General features: G+C 37.8%; 15 protein-coding genes. 5 read left to right on the forward strand and 10 right to left on the reverse strand.

Going from position 1 to position 19,155, the window contains the following annotated elements; translation table 11 throughout:
* Positions 1–1,235: 1,235 nt before the first annotated feature.
* The 9 genes from A7Q09_RS07025 to A7Q09_RS07060 form a co-directional block, all read right to left on the reverse strand.
* A complete protein-coding gene (locus tag A7Q09_RS07025; RefSeq protein WP_134390636.1) occupies positions 1,236–1,856 on the reverse strand; it encodes a hypothetical protein in 621 nt (206 codons plus the stop codon).
* Positions 1,857–2,079: 223 nt separating this feature from the next.
* Positions 2,080–3,009, reverse strand: a complete 930-nt coding sequence (locus tag A7Q09_RS07030) for a glycosyltransferase family 2 protein (RefSeq protein ID WP_134390638.1) — start codon at positions 3,007–3,009, stop codon at positions 2,080–2,082.
* Between the two features lie 362 nt (positions 3,010–3,371).
* Positions 3,372–4,571 (reverse strand): glycosyltransferase family 4 protein, encoded by a 1,200-nt coding sequence (locus tag A7Q09_RS07035; protein WP_134390640.1) that lies wholly within the window; start codon positions 4,569–4,571, stop codon positions 3,372–3,374.
* Positions 4,572–4,627: 56 nt separating this feature from the next.
* Positions 4,628–6,091: an O-antigen ligase gene (locus A7Q09_RS07040; RefSeq protein WP_166791949.1), complete on the reverse strand. Its 1,464-nt coding sequence runs from the start codon at positions 6,089–6,091 to the stop codon at positions 4,628–4,630.
* Positions 6,048–7,238, reverse strand: coding sequence for a hypothetical protein (locus A7Q09_RS10520; RefSeq protein ID WP_208526707.1), 1,191 nt, complete (start codon positions 7,236–7,238; stop codon positions 6,048–6,050). The genes A7Q09_RS07040 and A7Q09_RS10520 overlap by 44 nt, the downstream gene beginning before the upstream one ends.
* A gap of 34 nt (positions 7,239–7,272) precedes the next feature.
* Positions 7,273–9,603, reverse strand: a complete 2,331-nt coding sequence (locus A7Q09_RS07045; protein WP_134390643.1) for a polysaccharide biosynthesis tyrosine autokinase — start codon at positions 9,601–9,603, stop codon at positions 7,273–7,275.
* A 6-nt stretch (positions 9,604–9,609) separates the two neighbouring features.
* Positions 9,610–10,704, reverse strand: a complete 1,095-nt coding sequence (locus A7Q09_RS07050; RefSeq protein WP_244228589.1) for a polysaccharide biosynthesis/export family protein — start codon at positions 10,702–10,704, stop codon at positions 9,610–9,612.
* 63 nt (positions 10,705–10,767) lie between these two features.
* Entirely contained in the window at positions 10,768–11,826 is a 1,059-nt protein-coding gene (locus tag A7Q09_RS07055; RefSeq protein ID WP_134390647.1) for a hypothetical protein, read from the reverse strand.
* A gap of 135 nt (positions 11,827–11,961) precedes the next feature.
* A complete protein-coding gene (locus tag A7Q09_RS07060) occupies positions 11,962–13,389 on the reverse strand; it encodes a sugar transferase (protein WP_134390649.1) in 1,428 nt (475 codons plus the stop codon).
* 918 nt (positions 13,390–14,307) lie between these two features.
* Between A7Q09_RS07060 and A7Q09_RS10990 the strand changes: the two genes are divergently transcribed.
* From A7Q09_RS10990 to A7Q09_RS07080, 5 genes are all read left to right on the forward strand, one after another.
* Positions 14,308–14,589: a class I SAM-dependent methyltransferase gene (locus A7Q09_RS10990; RefSeq protein ID WP_244228590.1), complete on the forward strand. Its 282-nt coding sequence runs from the start codon at positions 14,308–14,310 to the stop codon at positions 14,587–14,589.
* A gap of 76 nt (positions 14,590–14,665) precedes the next feature.
* Positions 14,666–14,788, forward strand: coding sequence for a hypothetical protein (locus A7Q09_RS11140; protein ID WP_279636291.1), 123 nt, complete (start codon positions 14,666–14,668; stop codon positions 14,786–14,788).
* A 776-nt stretch (positions 14,789–15,564) separates the two neighbouring features.
* Positions 15,565–15,783 (forward strand): energy transducer TonB, encoded by a 219-nt coding sequence (locus tag A7Q09_RS11490; protein WP_394346626.1) that lies wholly within the window; start codon positions 15,565–15,567, stop codon positions 15,781–15,783.
* Positions 15,784–16,190: 407 nt separating this feature from the next.
* The gene (locus A7Q09_RS07075) at positions 16,191–17,207 is read left to right on the forward strand and encodes a bifunctional 2-polyprenyl-6-hydroxyphenol methylase/3-demethylubiquinol 3-O-methyltransferase UbiG (protein ID WP_134390653.1); all 1,017 of its coding nucleotides are present in this window, start codon (positions 16,191–16,193) and stop codon (positions 17,205–17,207) included.
* Positions 17,188–18,069, forward strand: coding sequence for a glycosyltransferase family 2 protein (locus A7Q09_RS07080; RefSeq protein ID WP_166791952.1), 882 nt, complete (start codon positions 17,188–17,190; stop codon positions 18,067–18,069). Before A7Q09_RS07075 ends, A7Q09_RS07080 begins: the two co-directional genes overlap by 20 nt.
* A gap of 447 nt (positions 18,070–18,516) precedes the next feature.
* On the opposite strand, the gene A7Q09_RS07085 is transcribed toward A7Q09_RS07080, so the two are convergent.
* Positions 18,517–18,822 (reverse strand): hypothetical protein, encoded by a 306-nt coding sequence (locus tag A7Q09_RS07085; RefSeq protein WP_134390656.1) that lies wholly within the window; start codon positions 18,820–18,822, stop codon positions 18,517–18,519.
* Positions 18,823–19,155: the final 333 nt, after the last annotated feature.

The raw sequence follows: 19,155 nt of genomic DNA on the forward strand, positions 1-19,155 counted from the left end.
AGAGGCCGTCTGCGCTTACAAGGCGCTTACCCAAGTGGAGCGGGCCTTTAGGAAGTTAAAAGATGTCCTAGAGATGCCTCCAATCTATCCCCATGATCCGAGAGCTTGTCCAGGCCCATGGCTTTGTCGCCGCCTTGGCCTTCTTGCTTGACCGGCTATTGGAGAAAAAACTTAAGGCAGCCAAACTCCCCTTTTCCCCCGAAGAGGCCCTGACTCACCTACGCACCGTCCAAAGACGCCCAAGGCAGACATCGCTGGCACCAAACACCGCGGAGTCACGGCGGGAAACCAATACGCACGCCGAATCCTTTCTGCCTTCCGAGTTGGCCGCTTAGTGCCTTGGAAACCCAAAAATAGCTCCTAAAACCCTCGCATAGCGACACATTAAAAAAAATCTCATTGATAATCAGCACGTTACAAAAGTTTTACCAAACATAGGCTAGGGACTCTTTGGGAGGAGTTAGTTTTCCGGAGCTTTTGGAGGCTGTTTTTAAAAGCCAGCATGCTCGTTTGCTTGCAGAGAGGGCTTTGTCCTTGTGGACAATTGACCAATTTGTCCAGAGAAATGAACAGACAATAGCCTGGTGGCTATAGACAACTACGTCCTTGATTGTCGGAGAAAGCAGATTCGGCCGGTCTAGAAGAAAACGGTCAAGTTCGGATTGATTGCCGCTTTCTTCAGCCGGTGTATTGGACGCTTGGGCGTATCTATTTATAAGAATTAGCTCTTTGGAGCCCTAGAACCCCAAAATAACTCCATAACCGCCACATACTGAGACATTGAAATAAAGCACATCGATAACACCATGTTACACCACCAAACATGGGCTAGACGCGATCCAATCAAAAACCATGGCTATCAATAAATCGAATCACCTCATCCGCGAGTGCCTGCTTTTAGAAAAACTCTTTGAAGGAGTACACTTGTAGATATTTCTTCATACCAATGCAAGTCCTCCAGTTCATATACCTGTTCATCCAAATTGATGAGTCCGAATTAGATCCAATCCAGTTCGAGCCACTGTGTAAGCTAACTGTTTTCTATACTCACCGTCTCTTTTTCTTTCTTTCCAGGAAAGAGCTCCCCCTATGCCATGGTCTCACCTTCAACTGAGTTGAAAAATCATCCTATGCAAAAACATGCAAGCATTACACCATTCGCCGGAGAGACCACCGCCGTATCAAAGAGATGCGATCTGCTTATATTCGTGACTGGAAACGCTCGATTGTCCAGTTCACAATCGATCCTTCCGAATGGCAACAGTAGTTTCACACGCATGCAGGGTTTGCGGCTTAAAGCCTCGAAAGACGAAAAGGCTATACAAACCTAAAGACTGTACTAGCCTAGCCACGCCACGATATTCCGCCTTATCGGTATCATCAAAAATAAGAATACGAGGCAGATTTTCACGTTGCAAAGATATGACTCCATCGAGTGCACTCATCCTGTCGCTGCCATCGATGACAATCACGCTCCACTGTCCCCCGCGCAATCGCTCCAGAAACGATTTGGTATTTCCCAAAAGCACAGCTCCCTTTATCTTTTGTCTTCTAGCTGCCATCTCTCTTTCCAACCACGTTTTCCATGCTTCAGATTCTTCGATGGAACATATATATTCTACCCGATTGCAAAACCACAATGTCGAATAACCAGAACCAAGTTCCAATACCCTGTCCTGATTATTTAACTTACTATCCACTAATCGGATAGCTTCAAATACCCACCACGGCTGACTCAACCATCGCTTTCTAATCCGAGAAAGAATATAGGTTACTACCGCCATCCCAATACCGAAACTTGCTGGAAAGCCACAAAATTCCCCAGTCTCAGTATGAAAACGGGTTGCTCTGTACAAATCCGGCGACCATATTTTTTTTAAACGCATAAATCGTTGTTTCCATCTATCTACAATTTCTACAGACGTATCCGTAGATACACATTGAAAAAGATTGATCGCATGTCATCAGTGGCACTCAACACTCAGTCAATAGACAATATTCAATCTTTTTCCTTCGCCCAAGCATTTCCGTCATTCGCTTGGAACAACAATATAACTTGCTATAGAGGGCTATAAAACCTTAAAAAGATAATTTAGAAATCCCTTTTTCATTCAATAATCCCCGTAGAAAACCTAAAGACATGGTTTTTGCATAGGCCCATTGTTTTTTTAATATATAATTGATTAACTCGCGAACGAAAACTAAAAATCGAATGCAAAGGAATAAACATTGACTAATTAGTCCATAATTTTTCTTAGCAAAAAGAAATTGATTACGATACTGATAATATAAAAATATTTTTGATTTATTCTGAGATTCGCTCCTAATTTCACTAGGATGATGTAATATTGAAATTGTATTTACAATTACAATAGAAAAACCGGCTTTTCTTGCTCTTGTACAAAAATCATGTTCATCCCAATATAAAAAATAGTCTTCATCAAAGAACCCAATTTTTTCCAAAACTTCTTTTTTAACTAATAGACTAGCGCCATGTGTTGAATGAACGAAGTACACTTTTTGATCCTTAGGTCTATATTGTGGAATGCCCCATAGATTTCTTGGCCTAAGATTTTCTTCTTGCCATTTACCATTTCCAATTGGTGCTAAAACTCTAGGCCCGATTATACCTATATTTAGAGTTTCATAGCCTTTCACTTCTTCTAAGATTTTATCCAAAAAAAACCGAGGATAAATCACATCAGGATTAGAAAAAAGAAGATAATTCGGGAAGTAATTGTTAAAAGTATATATCCCTTGGTTAAGGGCGTGCGCATAGCCTTTGTCTCTATCCAATTGTAGTACTTTTATAGGAAGAATATTTTGAGGAATTTTTTGTATTTCACATAAAAGATCAACAGTCCTATCTTTCGATCCAGAATCAACAAAGACAATCTTTTCTATTTGATGCTTACATGTCAATTGTTGAAATGATTCAAGTAATGGCTTTAAGTCTTTTTCAGAATTCCATGTTGGCACAATAATTCCTAGTTTAAAAATGTTTTCCATATAAACAAATTTAGATTTAGTTGATTAAAGCTTGATTTTTTAATACGAGCTAATGTAATAGCTAATCCTACCAATGTATAGAAATATTTTCCTTTTCTGTTATTCTAGTTCAAAATCTCTAATCAAAGAGATTAAAACAAAACTAAATCTTTTGGATTAATCAAATTATCAGCATACACTTAGAAATTTCTCTACCAATGTGCCTCTAAGGTTTCTTAAAATTTAATCTTAACATAACTTTCGTTAAGCATCAAAGTTAAGATCTCGCCTCCCTTTTAATATCAGTTTTGCTTTTTTCTTTATCTAGCATGCCAAAATGTTCTAGAATCGAATATAAGAATATTTATTGAATTGATATTTAATTAATATGATAAATGATTTCCTTTTAATCTTTTCAGATTGAACAAAGGATTATAAACATCTTTAATGATGCTTTTTGCATAGAACTGCCAGTCAAGAAATCTCCTTGCCTTTTCAAAAGCATGTCTTGACATCTCTATCCGCAATGACTGATCTCTATACAAAATCTCTAATTTTTCAGCTATTTTCTCTGAAGAACGAATAGGAATAACGTATCCATTTATCCCTTCTTCTACAATTTCAGATGCCCCGATATTTGTTGTTGTAATCACAGGAAGGCCACTTGCCATTGCTTCGATGATTACATAACTAAATCCATCTTCGATTGAAGGAAGAACAAAAACAGAAGCATTACGGAAATAATAAGAAACTTTATCCCAAGAACAAAACCCCAGGTAAGTAAAACAATCTTCATATTTTTTTAGGATAGGTTTCATAATAGGATCTATTGCACCAAGCAAAAGAAGTTCCGCTTGCGGTAGCCTCAGTCTTTTCCAAGCTTCCAGGAGGTAAATCTGCCCTTTTCGAGGAGTAATTTGTCCAACACAAAGAACTTGGAATATTTTTTGGGATTGATCTTCTTTATTAAACAATGCCGGACAAAAGCGTCTAACATCTACTCCATAAGGAAGAACAAAAATTTTTTCTATGGGAAATCCCTGAGCCACAAATGAATTTTTAACCCAGACTGAAGGAGCTAAAAGAAAATCGATCTGTTCTATTTCTTCAAGCCGCCATTTTTCTCCTTTCCAGAAATGATTTCGTTTTGGAAGACTTAACCGTTCGTGTTCTTCTTCAAGCAGGCGATTTAATATAAAAGGATGACTGTTTACGGCTTCCCCTAAAACGATACTGCCTTCTCTGTGTGCTTTATGAATAATGTTTCTTGCGGCTCCATGAAGCATTATATGCCATAATTCAGCAGCATTCCAATGCGTTAAAAGCTGTTTTTCCCAAAGAGAAATATAAAGGGGAGCAAATAAAGAATAGAGAAGTTTGGTTCCTAATAATCGACTATGGAGTCTTAGTAAATATTCCTTAAGCCAAAGATTGATCTCTTGTCCTTCTGAAAGAATTTTTCTATCAAAACGATGCGAATAATAAAAGCATTTCAAAATGCCTTCTTTTGCTAGGTAAGGAACATAGTTGTGAAAATGGAATCTCCCACAAACGGCAATATTAACTTTAGAAGCAATGGACATAGGATTTTTAGATAAATACTAGAAATTTTAAAAAATTATAGGTATAGACGAAGCGATTATAAGTTTTGATTTTTATTTTCTTCTGAATGGCTTAAAAAGATCTGAGCACAAAAAACTAAGCATAAAAGATTAGCCATTGTAACAAGGTTAAAGTTAGCTATTCCTTGAAGAAGCCCACCAATAAACGAAAAATAACTACCTGCCACAAGTATTTTCGTCTTTTGGTCTTTTTCTAACCTAATATTTTGCCATCCCCTAAACAGAACAATGAAAATAAGAACTAGAAAAAGCAAGAGGCCTACAATCCCAGTATCTGTTAAAAGCTCGATATAATCACTCTCTGCATGAGTCACACGCATGGGTCCAGGGAAGATAGTCCTTACTAAGTTAAAAGCTTCTTCAAATGTCCCAAGCCCAGAACCTGTTAAAGGAAACATTCTCCAAAGCTCAAGAGCTTCCTTCCATAGAGCAATTCGACTACTTTCTTTAATATCCACAGCTTCTTCTACAAGCCGTTGCGTTGCCCCAATAAAAATATCAGAAGCCATCCATAATGCCATAACAATAGAGCCCACCATAAAGGCTCCAACTAATAAAGTCTGTTTCATTCCCTTCTTTTGTTCTTTTGCATCCAAAGAAAACCATAGACCCATAAGCGAAAGGGCTAAAAGCATACTTACCATCGCTCCTCGGGAACGAGAGATGAGAATCCCACTTGCCACAATGAGAAGAAGGCATGGGAAAAAAAGCTTTTCGAATAAATAACTAAAGGAAAGATTTTGAAGGCCAGTTGTCAAACTGCCTTTTATTGCCAATCTTTGTTTATTCGGTCTGTAGGATTGTTCTTTATATAAAAGATAGCCTATACCTAGGGGAATAAGTAATAAAAGAAGACCTCCCAAGTGAGTCCTATTTACATAAGGACCAAAAGGATCCCCGCCTTGAGTCAAGGTCCTTGACCAAAAGATCTTCCCATTCCAGGTTGCTCGTTGGATGATTGCAAAGATCGATAGCAACGAACCATTGACCAAAGTAGCATAGATCCAAAAATCTCTTTGTTCAGGAGATTTTTTAAAAATTTGATTTACAATAAAACCAAAAAGAATAATTCCGCTAAATTCTAAAGTATAAAAGAATGATTCAGAGGGATTGATAGAAAGGGGGATCCAACCCATTTCTTGGGTTGTAGCCGAATGTCCAAGCAGTAAAAGGGTCGTCTTTTCTAGTTCATATCTTTTAGGAGATAAAAATTGAATGAGAGTTGGAGGAAAAGGAATTTGTTCTATAAATATCCATAAAATGATAAACACAACAACACTCATTAATGGAAAAGAAAAAGATAACTTCAGTTTAGCGTGTTGCTTCCACCAGATCATTCCTCCTAAAAGAATCAGACAAAAAAGCAATATTTTTGCCCACGCTTCAACGGATCCAAAAAGCCAAGGAGAAATTATCAGAACCAAAAACAACAAGCCTTCAGGTTGAAGGAGACTCTTCAGAAGATTTTTCTTTTGGTTCACCAAAGGGGAGATCCTCTCCCTCCTGTTCTTCTTCTCCTTCAGATCCATCTTTTGGGTTTTCTTCTTGATCAAATTCTGTAAGGTAAATTTCATCAATCCATACAGTTCCATAGACAGGAATTTCCCATTCAGTAGTAGCCTTCCATCGAATCCTTAACAAAGCGATTATATCCTCATTTAAATTTTTTGTTTTACATGAATATTCTTTCCAATCGTCTAAATTTTTTAGTGGGGATGTTTTTCCATAGGAAAACTCCTCCTGAGGATCATAAATCTCAAGAATAACTCCTGAACTGCTTAATAAACCCTTGGTTAATCCTTTTGCCGACAAAATATATTTTTTTTTCTCTTTTAATGCAATTCGTTGTTCGGCTATCACATAATCTCTATCCGGAGGAAGACCATTAAATTTAACTCTAAAAGAATATCTTCCAGAAAAAGCTTTTTGCGAATCTCTTTTGATTTGATAAAAAGGTGACTTATAGATTTTCCAATCAAAACCCCATCCTATAAAAGGCTTTTCAAAACCTCCGTTCCATAGCAATCCTTGAATAGGGAAAAAGAGATCCCACGCCCTACGCGCTTCTTGATAGTCTTGTTGTTGGATAAAAGTTTCAACGTAGCTTTTAAAGAGCTTAGGATCTATGTTATTTTTATGCTTAGAAAGTTGATGCCAGATTTCTTTTGCTTCTTCAAGCCATCCTTCATTTAAAGCAATCTCTAAGTAACTAGACCAAATGTATAGATCAGTAGTATCTAATAATAGTTTGCTCCCATTTTCTCCATAGATAGACTTAAGCAGATATATAGTTGTTTTTCTAAGATTAGGATCCGTTTTAAAAACGAACTTTAATTCCGGGATTATCAAATCCGTCTTATTACATTCAATAAGAAGTTCAGCAATCTCTATTCTTTTAGTACTAATAGGTCCAGAAATTTTCCTAACCCATTGTAAAATTTGGAATGCTTCTTCCAATTTGTCTTTGTTGATTTTATCTTTGGCTAGTTGAATCCATAAAGAAGAATTTAATGGCTGAAATAAAAATTTGTTAGAAGAAGAAAGAAAAAGGGATGACGAAGAAAGAATGATCCCAATTATTATAAAAATAAATAAAAATAAAGGAGATACTTTAATCACAAGAAACATCAAATCCGTTCGTTTTTATAAAATAATTTATTGATTATGAGTCAGTTGTCTTATCGCTTGATTTTTTCTTGACCCAACCATTCAAGAATCGAAGGGACTGAAAAGGAGAAAGATTTTGGGTTTCATTTTTATTTTGGAGCTCATCCTTAGCTTTGTAAGCATAATAGGAATAATAGGACTGATATGAGCCATCCGTTTTGTTTAGAACCACCCCAAGAATTTTGGTATTCACTGATGCCAAAATTTGCAAATTTTGAAGAAAATCCTTTTTTTCTGTTCGCCCATTTTGAATGACATAAATCAAACCATCGGTAAGTGTCCCAATAATGGCAGCATCAGGCATCCCATGCATTGGTGGCGTATCAATTAAAACATAACCAAAATACTGTCTTACTAATTGAGTCAAATATTGCATGGATTCAGAACCAAGAAGATCTGCTGGATGGATTGCAGCTCTTCCTCCCCCTATAGCCCAAACATTAGGAATAGCCGTCGATTGGATTGCTTCTTCTACGTTCACTTGTCCAGTCAAAATTTCCGAAAGCCCAGGCCGTGGTCTTAATCCCAATACCTTATGAAGCATAGGTCTTCGTAAATCCCCATCTATAATAAGAACAGTTCCCTGCTGTCCTAAGACTGTGGCAAGGTTAACAACCGTACTGCTTTTGCCTTCAGATGGATAAGTGCTGGTAAGAGCAATTAATTGAGGTTTTCGATTAGGAATCGCATAGTGGAGCAAGGTACGAATTTGTCTATAGGCATTACTAATCAAAGATTCTGGTGCGGCATGAGTAGTAAGAGCAAAGGGAATATCCTTTGGAATTTCATCAATCCCCTCTCCTTGGAGAAATTCGACATCTGGAACAGAACCAAGAACTGGCAGCCCAAATTCTTTTTCTATTTCTTCTTTGGATCGAATCCTTGTGTCAAGCTTTGCTAATCCAAGAGCGAGCCCACAAGAGGCAAGCGATCCAAAAACAAGAGCAAAAAGAATATTGCGAGTCTTTTGTGGTTTAATCGGAATTTTCGGAATAGCCGAGGTTTCTACAACTTCAATATTTCCAGAATTAAGAGCAGAAGTAATGTCAGTTTCTTTTAACCTTTTTAAAAGACTTGTATACATTTCCCGATCAGTATCTGCTTCCCGTTTGAGCAAAGCATATTGAGAAAGTAGCCGGCCTTCCTTCTTGACTTTAACCATGGCTTCTTTCCATTCTTCTTCTAAGCTTTCATAATGTTTTTTTGCTGCTTCGTAGTCTGCTTCAAGTTTTTCAATCGTTGCTTCTTTTTCTTCATTAATTTCCTTATTTAATCCTTCGATTTCTGCCTTTATTCGCGACATTTTAGGGTATTCTTCTTTATATATATCTTCTAATTCATGGTATTTTGCTTGTTCTTTAAGTAAGTTCTTTTTTAAGTCGACTGTAAAAGGACTGTCTGGAATAGCGGCCAGCTTACCAGCTTCCATTGCAGATTTAGCTTTTTCTAAATACACTTCTCTTCTAATCATTTCAAAGCGTGCCTTTGACATAGCTTCACTGACTCTATTAAGTTCTTGTTCAGCTGGTGAGCGATCTACCCCGGGAAATTTTACAATGCCTGTTTGTTCTGTAAAGTTCGCTAGTCTTTCTTCAGCCAATGCTAATTTTTTTCTCATTGAATCAAGTTGTTTTGCAAGAAATTGTCTTGCATGTTGATTGGCTTCTAATTTTCGATCAAGACCAAAGGCTATAAAAGCCTCTGCATAGGCATTCGCAATTTGTGCCGCTGCCTCAGCATTTACACTATCAAATTTAATTTTCACAAGTCTTGTGTTTTTTACCGGTTCAATCCGAAGGTTATCAAGAATCCGTTTTGTATATGAATTTATTATAGAGGATGTTTCTTCCTCTTCAGAAGAGTTTTTGGAATGTTTAGTAATTGACGGTTTTTTTAAGCCTAACCAATCAGGATGTTCATCTAAATCTAGACGCTCGACCACCCGCTGCGCTAAAGATCTACTTTTTAAAATTTCAACTTGAGTTTTAAAATAATTTTCATAATCAAAAAGCCCCGCTTGATCTTCACCCACAGACTTGTAGGGAAGGACTTCAGACTTATTAAAATTGATTTTAACCGTGGTAACTCCTTGATAGACCGGTTGTTGGGTAAATGTAAAAATAATAGTAAAAAGTAAAATTAATAAAAAGCTTATTAAGACAATTGCTTTATAACGATAAATTTCCTTAAGTCTATCTTTGAGCCATTGCCCTGTAGAAAAAGAGTAGTAAGGATCAGAAGGAATAGCAGTAAGATTTGAATTAGGATCTTGTATTTGACCTGAAGGAAAATTCTGGTCAGGAATCCTTTGTATTTCTTCCGACATAGATCCTCAATATGGCATAGGCATAAACATTCTAGAAAATATAGTGTCTCTAATCCCCACAAGAACAGCCATCGGCCCATTTGTTCCAACAACCACTACATCCCCTTTTTGCAGAGGAAAGTCATTATAATCCCTTTTTTTTCTACTTAAGTCAATTAGTGTAACTTTTTTTTGACCATTAGGCAATTTCCTATAAATCTTAACTTTAGACATATCCGCTTTGTCATTGGGTCCTCCAGCTTCAATAATCGCTTGATAAGCAGTTATCGTTGCCCCTTTTAGAGCAACACCTTTCGGGGTTTTTACTTCACCACCTACATAGACAGAACCCGCTGGAGGCACTTGGATCACATCTCCAGGGAAAAGAACTAAATTGGTTCTATCTGTTTTCCCATCAATAAGCTCATTAAGATCTATTTCAACAATAAAAGGTTTAATCGGATTTATGACGGGTAGCGCCTTCTTAACCATTCCATTACTCCCATTGTTTTCTTTCAGTAGTCTCATTTCTTTATGGATAGCATCTTGCTCTTGAGAAAGAGTTTTCTTAGCAAGCATTTTCCTTGGGGAACGGATCAGATAAATCGTTGGGGAAGCATCATCCCGTAGTCCTCCAGCAAGTCCTAAGGCATCAACTAGTCTAAGTTGATTAGTCATTTCATAGACTCCAGGTTTATGTACAGCCCCCATGACTGAGATTCTATGACTTTTCATCTCCACAACAGAGACTGAAACTTGAGGATTCTTTAGATACTTTTCCCCAAGCTTTGTCTTAAGAAGCTCGTGAAGCTCTTCAGCCGTTAATCCTTCTATTTGCAGCTGCCCTAAAAGAGGCAAGAGAATTGTTCCAGCAGGAGTGATTCTTGTTTTTATGTCAGAAAGCTCAGGTAAATCTGAAACTCGAATTTCAATCAGATCCCCATCCCCAAGAGGCACCCCACTGTTATCAGTGGTTTGGCTAGCCTGCATAAGAATAATTTCATTAATCTTACTATTCGGATCTTCAGTGGCAGTAGAAACATTGCTAGGAAAATCTTCTTTCTTAGACTTAGCTAAAGTAAATAGACTATACTGACAATAAAAAAGAAAAAAGGAACTCATTAGAAGAATTCCTTTTTTCCACACTCTTCTTCTTATGAGTCCAATCATTTCTCTTTTTTTACTCTACGGGACGGTTGGCGTCACAGGGATAACAGGGGCTCCCGGATGGCTGGTAAAAGCCCCACTAATTCCTGCGGCAGTAAAACCAACAACCCCAGCACCCAAGGTCCCTAAAATGATCGCAGCAAGCCTCCTTCTCTTCTTCTTCTTATTGGTATCATTATTGTCATCGGGTGGATCATCATAAACAAACAATCCATTACTTACAAACCCCATGTACTTGCCATGCTTCTCAAACAAAGGCTTTGCTCCGCCGGGTAATTTAGGCACCTTGCTTAAAGAATTTTGACTTATAGGATGAGCAAGCGGAGGGACAATACCAGGAGCAGAAACAAATCCTCCACTCTTAGTCATATACCCTACACAATGCCCATCAGCTCCAAAAAGAGGAACTGCCCCAGAAGGAAGTTCAGAACTACCTTCAGCAATGCCGTCATCAGAAGAAGTTGGTATGATTTCTAAAGAACCAGCCCCTAGCATTACAGGATTTCCGGAGGTAGCCCAAAACTCTTTTTTGTTTGCAAGATCTTTAACTTTAAATTCACCTTTCTTCATTGAGACTGAAGTAATCCCAGAAGCAACTAAAATAGACCCTTCCTTAAAAGATGCACCTTCAGAAAGCATCATTGATGCTGGACCTTCAAAAATGACAATATCTCCCTGATTCAGATGAAATTTTACTTCTCCCCCTTCTATCTTGACAAGATAGCCATTAGCCCTTTTGACAATCGTCATTGAGCCATATGGCCCAAGTTGAATCCAATTTTTACCCGGAAAATTGACTCGAATGACTCCACCTTCCGTCTTAATTTTTGCTCCATCGGCTAAAGGAAATTTCCCCCCAGAAAGTGGAATATCTAAATGATTCTGAGTGATGATTCCAGTTCCTTGAACCATCCCCAAAGTTTTTGGTGATATTGCTTCAGCCCAAAGAGTTGTCACAGCCAATGGCCCAACCGCAGGACTCATCAGCGGCATCCCTACCATCACCCCAGTAATCATAAAGCTATACATCGAGCTTTTTAAGATGACATCGGCTCTTTTTTTTAATTTTTCCTCCATAATGATTCCTCCATAATGATTCCTCCATAATGAATTGGGTTTGAATAGGTTGCAATAGTTTACATATAACTCAATAAAAATAACAAGAAAAAAATACTTTATTTTGGAAAATTTTATTATAAGTTTTTTGTTTTTTTATTTTCCTTCTCCACGCAAAACCACAGGAATCGTTCTCAATATGATTTTTAGGTCAAGCCATGGACTCCATTCTTCTATATACTTACAATCCAGCTCAACAGCTCTTTGAAAATTAGGATCATTGCGAGCTTCTACAGCCCAAAGACTAGTCAATCCTGGTTTTACTTCCAACCTCTTATAATAACTTAATGAATATTTTGCATAATTTTCGACTTCATCGGGTGTCGGAGGCCTGGGGCCTACCAGACTCATCTGGCCCATTAAAACATTAAAAAGCTGAGGAAGTTCATCTAAACTATACTTTCTTAAAAATCTACCAAAGGAGGTCACCCTTGGATCATTGGTAATTTTAAACATGGGTCCGACTCTCTCATTAAGATGTACAAGCGCTTCCTTCTTTTTGTCAGCATCCACTTCCATCGTTCTAAATTTGATACAAGAAAATCGCCTTCCTTTTCTTCCCACCCTTGTGGAACAGTAAAAGATCGGTCCTCCATCTTGAAGTTTTATGATCACTCCAATAAGTAAAAAAAGAGGACTTAGAACAACAAGACCTATAAAAGAGGCAAGAATGTCAATCAGTCTTTTTTCAATAAGATAAACCAAAGAAATTGAGCGATCATAGAGTGGAACAAGAGCAAGTCGATCAAAAAATTCCATTCTTTCCCATTGAGGATGAAGAGATTCTGAAAGAGAAGACAAAAGCATTTTTACTCTCTTTTTCCTTTTGATTGCTTCAAGGAGAACCTTTTCAATCATGTTTAAGGGAAGAGGATCAGCAATAATGATCTCGTCAATCCAGTTCAAATCTAATATTTGAGGAAGCTTTTCAATGGTCTCTTCTATTTTTTCTTCACTGCTTGGAGATAAAACTCCCCAGACAGCGATACCTAAAAAAGGGTTGTCTTGAAAATATCGTTCTAAGCTCTTGGTATTTTCGCCTTTGCCAATAATCGCTACCCTAATCCAGGAGTTTCCTTTTCTGAGGTCCTCAGAATAAATTTGACGAAGTATAATTCGCCACCCAGGAAGTAAAATAATACTGAAAAGCCATAGTTCCAATAAAAGTTTTCTAGAAATAAGAATCTGACCTGCAAACAGAATAACGATCAAAAAAGTAGCTGATTGAGTTAAAGCCCAAAAGATTTTTTTTGTTTCTTCTGGAATACTCAGAATTTTTGTAGGATCATAAATGCCTTTTTGTTGAAGGAGTAGAAAAGAAGTAAGGATAAAAAGAAAAAAAATTGCCGTATGCCTATGGGATAATAAGGGAAGGACATTCTTAGGCCAATAGATAGTATTATACCTAATCCAATAAACAACAGTTGCTCCAATAAGAAGGAATAGAAAATCAAAGAAAATGGCTACCCTCCCCTTCCATGGCCAAAGAGAATTGTACTTTTTGGTTTGTAAGGTTTTGGTCATAAAATTTTTTAATTGAACCAAAAAAGTTACCTAAGCGTTCTTCTTTTTTATTTCTTAGAAAAAGTTCTAACTCGCTCAGTTATAAATAGACTTTTAGGAAAAGCTACCGCCCTTCCCCCATTTTTTTCTTTTAAAAAAATAGGGGCAATAACCAACTTTTCTTGTTCCAGAAGAAAAAATAAAATTAGTTTTCCTCTCCTTTTCGTCGCTCTATTTATTGAATGAAACTATTAAGAATTTTTCATGGAAAATAAAGAAAAAATTATAAAAATAAATCCTATGTATTCGAATGTATTCGAAAAAAATACTGATCTACAGGAAAAGATAGAATACGTTTATAAATAAAATATTATAATATTATTTTGATTACACCTTAGTTATTCTTTACAAAAAATAAGCTCATTTTTAATTTCAGTTTGTCTAAGGTTTGTTGGTCATAAAAGTTAAGTTTTGGAGGTTTTTTGTAACTGAATTATTTCATCAATTAATCCTTTTAACATCTACAAATAAGCTCCAAGCTTCCTTTACGGCCGAAGAGAAGTTAATTTTCCATTTGCCTGTTTTTTTCCCTTTATAGAAGCTTTCCAGAAAGTTTGAGCCTTCAATTTTCTTCTATTTAACTTTCCGGTAACAAAGCAGCTTGATTTCTTTAAGAAAGAAATTTTTGGATATCAGACAAAGATAGAAGCAAAAGAAAATATTTTGTCTGTTCCCAATCAGAAGAAATGATTGGAGATTCTACTGTTGCTACGGCTAAATCGATTCATTTTTTAATGCTCGTTTCAATTTTATAAAATTTTATAAAAGACCAAGAAAATTGGACTTAACGTTTTTTTTAACGATTCGTAGGGGTGAATGTTTTCCTTAGCTTTAGCCTACTAAAGGATAACCCAGCCTCAATACCAGCAAGGGGAAAAATTGATCCGTCTTTTAAAATTAAAAGCTGGAGAAAAAGTATTAGACATCTGTGGCTCGGGAGAGTTGACTTCCTATGCTGCGCAGTTGGTTAAACCAAATGGCTTTATGGTTGACGTTGATCCTTCTCCTTATAGGATTCAACTGGCTAAAAGAAAAATAGAAAAAAATCTATCATTTCATGTTGCTGGTTCAGATAATTTGTCTATTTTCCCTTCTAATTTTTTCGATTCGTTTATCTCAATTATTTTTTCCACTAGATATTCAAAAAAAAGCAGGCATTAGAAGAAAATTTTCGTATTCTTAAGCCTGTAGACAGCAGCTCAACTCCAAAACTTAGTGATCCAAAGTGGTTTTGTCATTGATATACCTTAAAGGGGAAGAAAACATTCATTATGGGAAATCTCCCAAAGAAGTTGTTGAGTTTCTTGAAGCAAGCGACTTCGAAAATTTTTTAGCTGGCATTGGTAAAAATAAAAGATAAAAGATTTTGACCTTATTAAAAGAAAAGTTATTGGAAATAATGACTTCTCATGGAATCCCTATGAAATACCGAACCCTTGTTCAGATAGGGTCTAAGCCCAGAACGGTGGTATCAAATTCTCCTATAAAAAGCAAATAGCTTTTTTACCAACTAAAATTCGTTTGATTGCTTCTTGCTATAAGAAAAGAAATCTAAAATAATCTTCAGTTTGCTCTTTAGCAGAAGAAGACAACATCTAATTTTCTTTTTTTATCTTTTTTTGATCTTATTTTGTTTTTCTTTAAAAAAACTTTCCGATAAAAGATGGTTAAGATCGGGACTCAAAAAAAGGCAAAAGCTAGAAATGGATAGGTTTCTACATGGCTTTGTGGACCAATTTAATTCTTATGAAGACGGAGAGTTGTTTGCAAAACGCTTCAAAAGAGTTGCTTAGCCTTGGGAGTGGCAATAAAAACTATTCTTTTATATTTTTCTGCTTCTAGTTCTTATAATTCATGGAATCCTTCTTGATTTTAAAATGACAAAAGAAAAGCAGGAAGACCCCCCCGTTTTTGTAAATAAGACAAAAGAAGAACCAAATCGATCAATTAGACCTTTAAACACAAATAAACCAACCATGCCAGGCATAATAAAAAGTATCAATCTCCTTACAAAAAGTATTGGAAAAGCAATCATTCTTCTCTCAAAAAGAAAGAAAACCTTCTTGATTTTTAGAGAACAAGACTCCAAAGAAAAATGATCTAAGCTTCGTCTATCAACCCATTCCTCCATATCTGTTGCTTGCTCGATTAAACCATATGCTAGGCAAAGTGATTCTACAAATTACTGTGCATAACGGAAAAGTAATTTCTTCTAGAATTATAAAATCTTCAGACTTTCCTCTTCTAGATAAGACTGCAAAATATTGGGTCGAGACACATTGGCTATTTTCGGAAGGAGTGAATAAAGTCTTCCTCGAAGAAATAATCTTTGAATTAGAAGATAAGAAGAATTAGAAGATCAAAAAATGATTCTTCCTCTTTGTTTTTCTAAAGTAGAACCCATGGATTTCTATTTTTTCTTGTTGGGCATAAAGACAAAATTCCTCTATAAAACTATCGTATTGTCACTAAAATAAGCCAATCTCCAAACAATCTATCGTCTTTTAATTAGTATTTAAACAGCTTTATAAATAGCTTAATAAAGAAGAGGTTCTTTTGGTCATGCCTACCAATCCAATAGCTGAGAAGCTAGTTAAGAAAGAAAATGATAAATTTGTTCTATTTCCTAGTTTCTTTGGTCTTGTAAAAAACATACATAGATTCTATTGAATACAAAGGATATCCTCAATTGGTCGGCTCATGCTTTTTTAGAGGTCTAAAACCGATGCTATCCAACCACAAAAATAAAGAGGCTAAAGGATATGATACAATTGGAACATGTCCCAGACTGCCCAGTATGCAAGGCTACTGGGGCCATAGTTATTACTGAGGCTAAAGACCCATTATATGGCATCCCAGGTGCTTGGAATTATCGCTGCTGCGATCGATGCCAGTCACTTTGGATGGATCCACGTCCTCCAAAGGAAGCAATTTCTTCTTTATATCCTGAAAACTATTTTACTCATACCGATGTCCATCAAGCATCGACTATCAAACGAAGCTTCCCATTCCGTGTGTGGGATGCTGTGCAACATGCCGCCTTGCGCAGGATCGGATATAATGGAGAAAAGCTTGAAATCCCTTTGAAGTTTCTAGGAGAACTACTGCTAGCATTCCCACCCATAGGGAGAGAAGCAACGCGAAGAGTCTACTTCCTACCCAGGCTTCCTGGAGGGAAGCTGCTTGATGTCGGCTGCGGCAACGGCTCATTTCTAGATCGAATGAGAACTTTCGGTTGGAATTGTGAAGGAATTGAACCAGATCCAATAGCCGCAGAGCATGCCAGAAGACGCGGCCTAAGCATTCGATGCTCTAGTTTAGAAGAAGTGAACTTAGCCCCCGAAGAATATGACGCGATCACCATGAACCATGTTCTTGAGCACTTTTTTGATCCACAAGCCATGATTGCTAAACTTAGCTTGGCACTGAAGTCCGGTGGAGTACTTGTCAGCATATCACCAAATCCGGTAGGACTCTTAGCTCGCCGATTTAGAAAGGCCTGGCGGCAACTAGATCCTCCGCGTCATCTGGTTCTTCCTAGTCCAGTAGGATGTGCGATTATGTGCCAAAACGCAAGACTAAAGGCCCAAGTATTCACTTGTTGGTCAGGATCCCATTGGTCTAGAAGTCAGAGCCGACAGATAAATGCTTGCGGTAGGGTCGTCCATACCCATTGTTCTTTTTTGGATAAGCTTTATGCTTACTCGATTGCTCCTTTGTTGAATATGTTTTTAGCTAATTCTGGAGAGGAGGTGGCCTTTGTCGCGATCCGTCAATGAGCCACTACAAGTTTTCTTACTCCACTGGAATGAGCCGGAAGGCTGCGCAAAGGCCGTGCGAGCATTCCTCGGTCAGACGGTGCCCGTCCGGCTGACCGTGATCGACAATGGCTCCTTGCCGGAAAAGAGAAAAGCACTCCATCAAGCATTGCCAGATGGAGTGGAACGACTCGATCTCTTGAGCAATCTCGGGTGGGGAGGAGGATTGAACGTCGGGCTGCGGCGGTGGCTGGATGAGAAAGTTGGCTCGATCGCCGTCGTGGCCGCCCACGATGCGCTCCCGGAGCCTTCTTGCTTGGCGATGCTCCAAGCGGCGATGGCTGGGGACCCGCGCTTGGGTGTGGTCTCTCCGGAATACGGAGAGCCGATAGTGCCGAAGTACAATCCGATTCTTGGAGCACGGGTTGTGTCCCTCGCTCCTCGGGAAAAGGGGGTTGTCGAAACAGTTGATTATGTACATGGAACCCTCATGGCTTTTCGGCGAGAGTGCTTGGAAGAGATTGGGCTCTTTGATGAACGGTACTTTGCGTACGGGGACGAGGTCGAAATCACCTTGCGGGCGCGGAAATGCGGATGGAAAGCGGCGGTCGTGTGGGGAGCAATCCTGCTCAACCCGGCGAGCGGGACGCCCAAGCCGATTCTCGCCTACTTGTGGGCTCGCAGCAGCCTGCTCATGGCCGAAACTTATGGAGGCCGCTGGCGGGCGTGGGTTCGCGCGGGTCTCATGTTGCTTCATAACGGGCTCTTGGCTCTGGAAGAGCGAGGAAGGGAGAATCGAAAAATTCGCCAAAGCCTGCTTCTCGCAATCCGTGATTACCTATTGGGTAGGTTTGGTTCGCCACCCTTTGAAGAACTGAGATAAAGAATATAACCTACTTCATACAAAAGGGCATAGCCCATAGAGGCGTCAAGGATCTCTATTTGACTTTTATGATAGATCTTGAGACTTTAAAGACAATATCAAACAAAGAAGAGGGATAAGAATCCTAAAGTGATATATAATAAATAGTATCATTCCTTATTAAATTATAGAATCCTCTTTTGTGCAGATGAATAAGAAATAGCCTTTTTGAGGACTCAATCTCTTAGGGTTAATCAATTCAAACTGTTTAATATCCTTTTCTTTGATGTGTAACAGATTAACAATAGCACAATAGCTAAAGTCTGACTTTTGCAGTCCTTTCTTCTATTCTTTCTTTTAACCGGAAAAAAAATTGATAAAAAGAGCTTTTTTAGTTTCAATTCTCATCAAAAACCTCGGTACCAAATTTCAATCAATGGTCCTTCCTCCCCATAAACAGGGTCATTTTTAGGTAAAGGGCACATGACGTAAATTCTCTAAAATAATTGCTAATTCGCTTAAATCTCCTCGCCGAAGATCCCAAGATCGACCTTCTGGATAGGCACCAACCACAAAGAACTCTAAGCTAGCAATCCTTGCATGCGAAATCCCTGCAGGAAGCACAATGATATCCCCTGCCATTAATTCTAATCCTGTGCCCAGTGGGCACCCTAATCTGACTTTAGCCTCACTGGATACTACTGCGAGCACTTCATGAGTTGTCGAATGAAAATGCTCAAAGGCATATATTCCATTGACCCAAGAGTCTGCCAATTGCGAGAATAGAATAGCTCTTCTGCTTCTTCAAAAGGTTTTTTTTTCAAGTTCTTTTATAATTTCTTGATATCGGAGAACTAGTAAAGGAATGTTGGGAAAGCCTTCAAAGGAATTTAGAATTATTTCATTGGGTTTGATTCTGTTCATAATTCGAATCAACTACCAATACCCAGTAGCTTTTTTGGCTTATGAAAAAAATATCCGTGGATTGAATGATTGAAAAGATATTCCGTTTTTTTTAGCAGTAGGAAAATACGATTTTATTCGTTATTCTTTTTTTTCTTGTCGTTATCGATTCTTGGAAAGTGCTACTGCTGAGCGCATCCTTTG

Origin of the sequence: Methylacidiphilum sp. Yel (genome assembly GCF_004421185.1) — a bacterium.
Taxonomy (GTDB): domain Bacteria; phylum Verrucomicrobiota; class Verrucomicrobiia; order Methylacidiphilales; family Methylacidiphilaceae; genus Methylacidiphilum.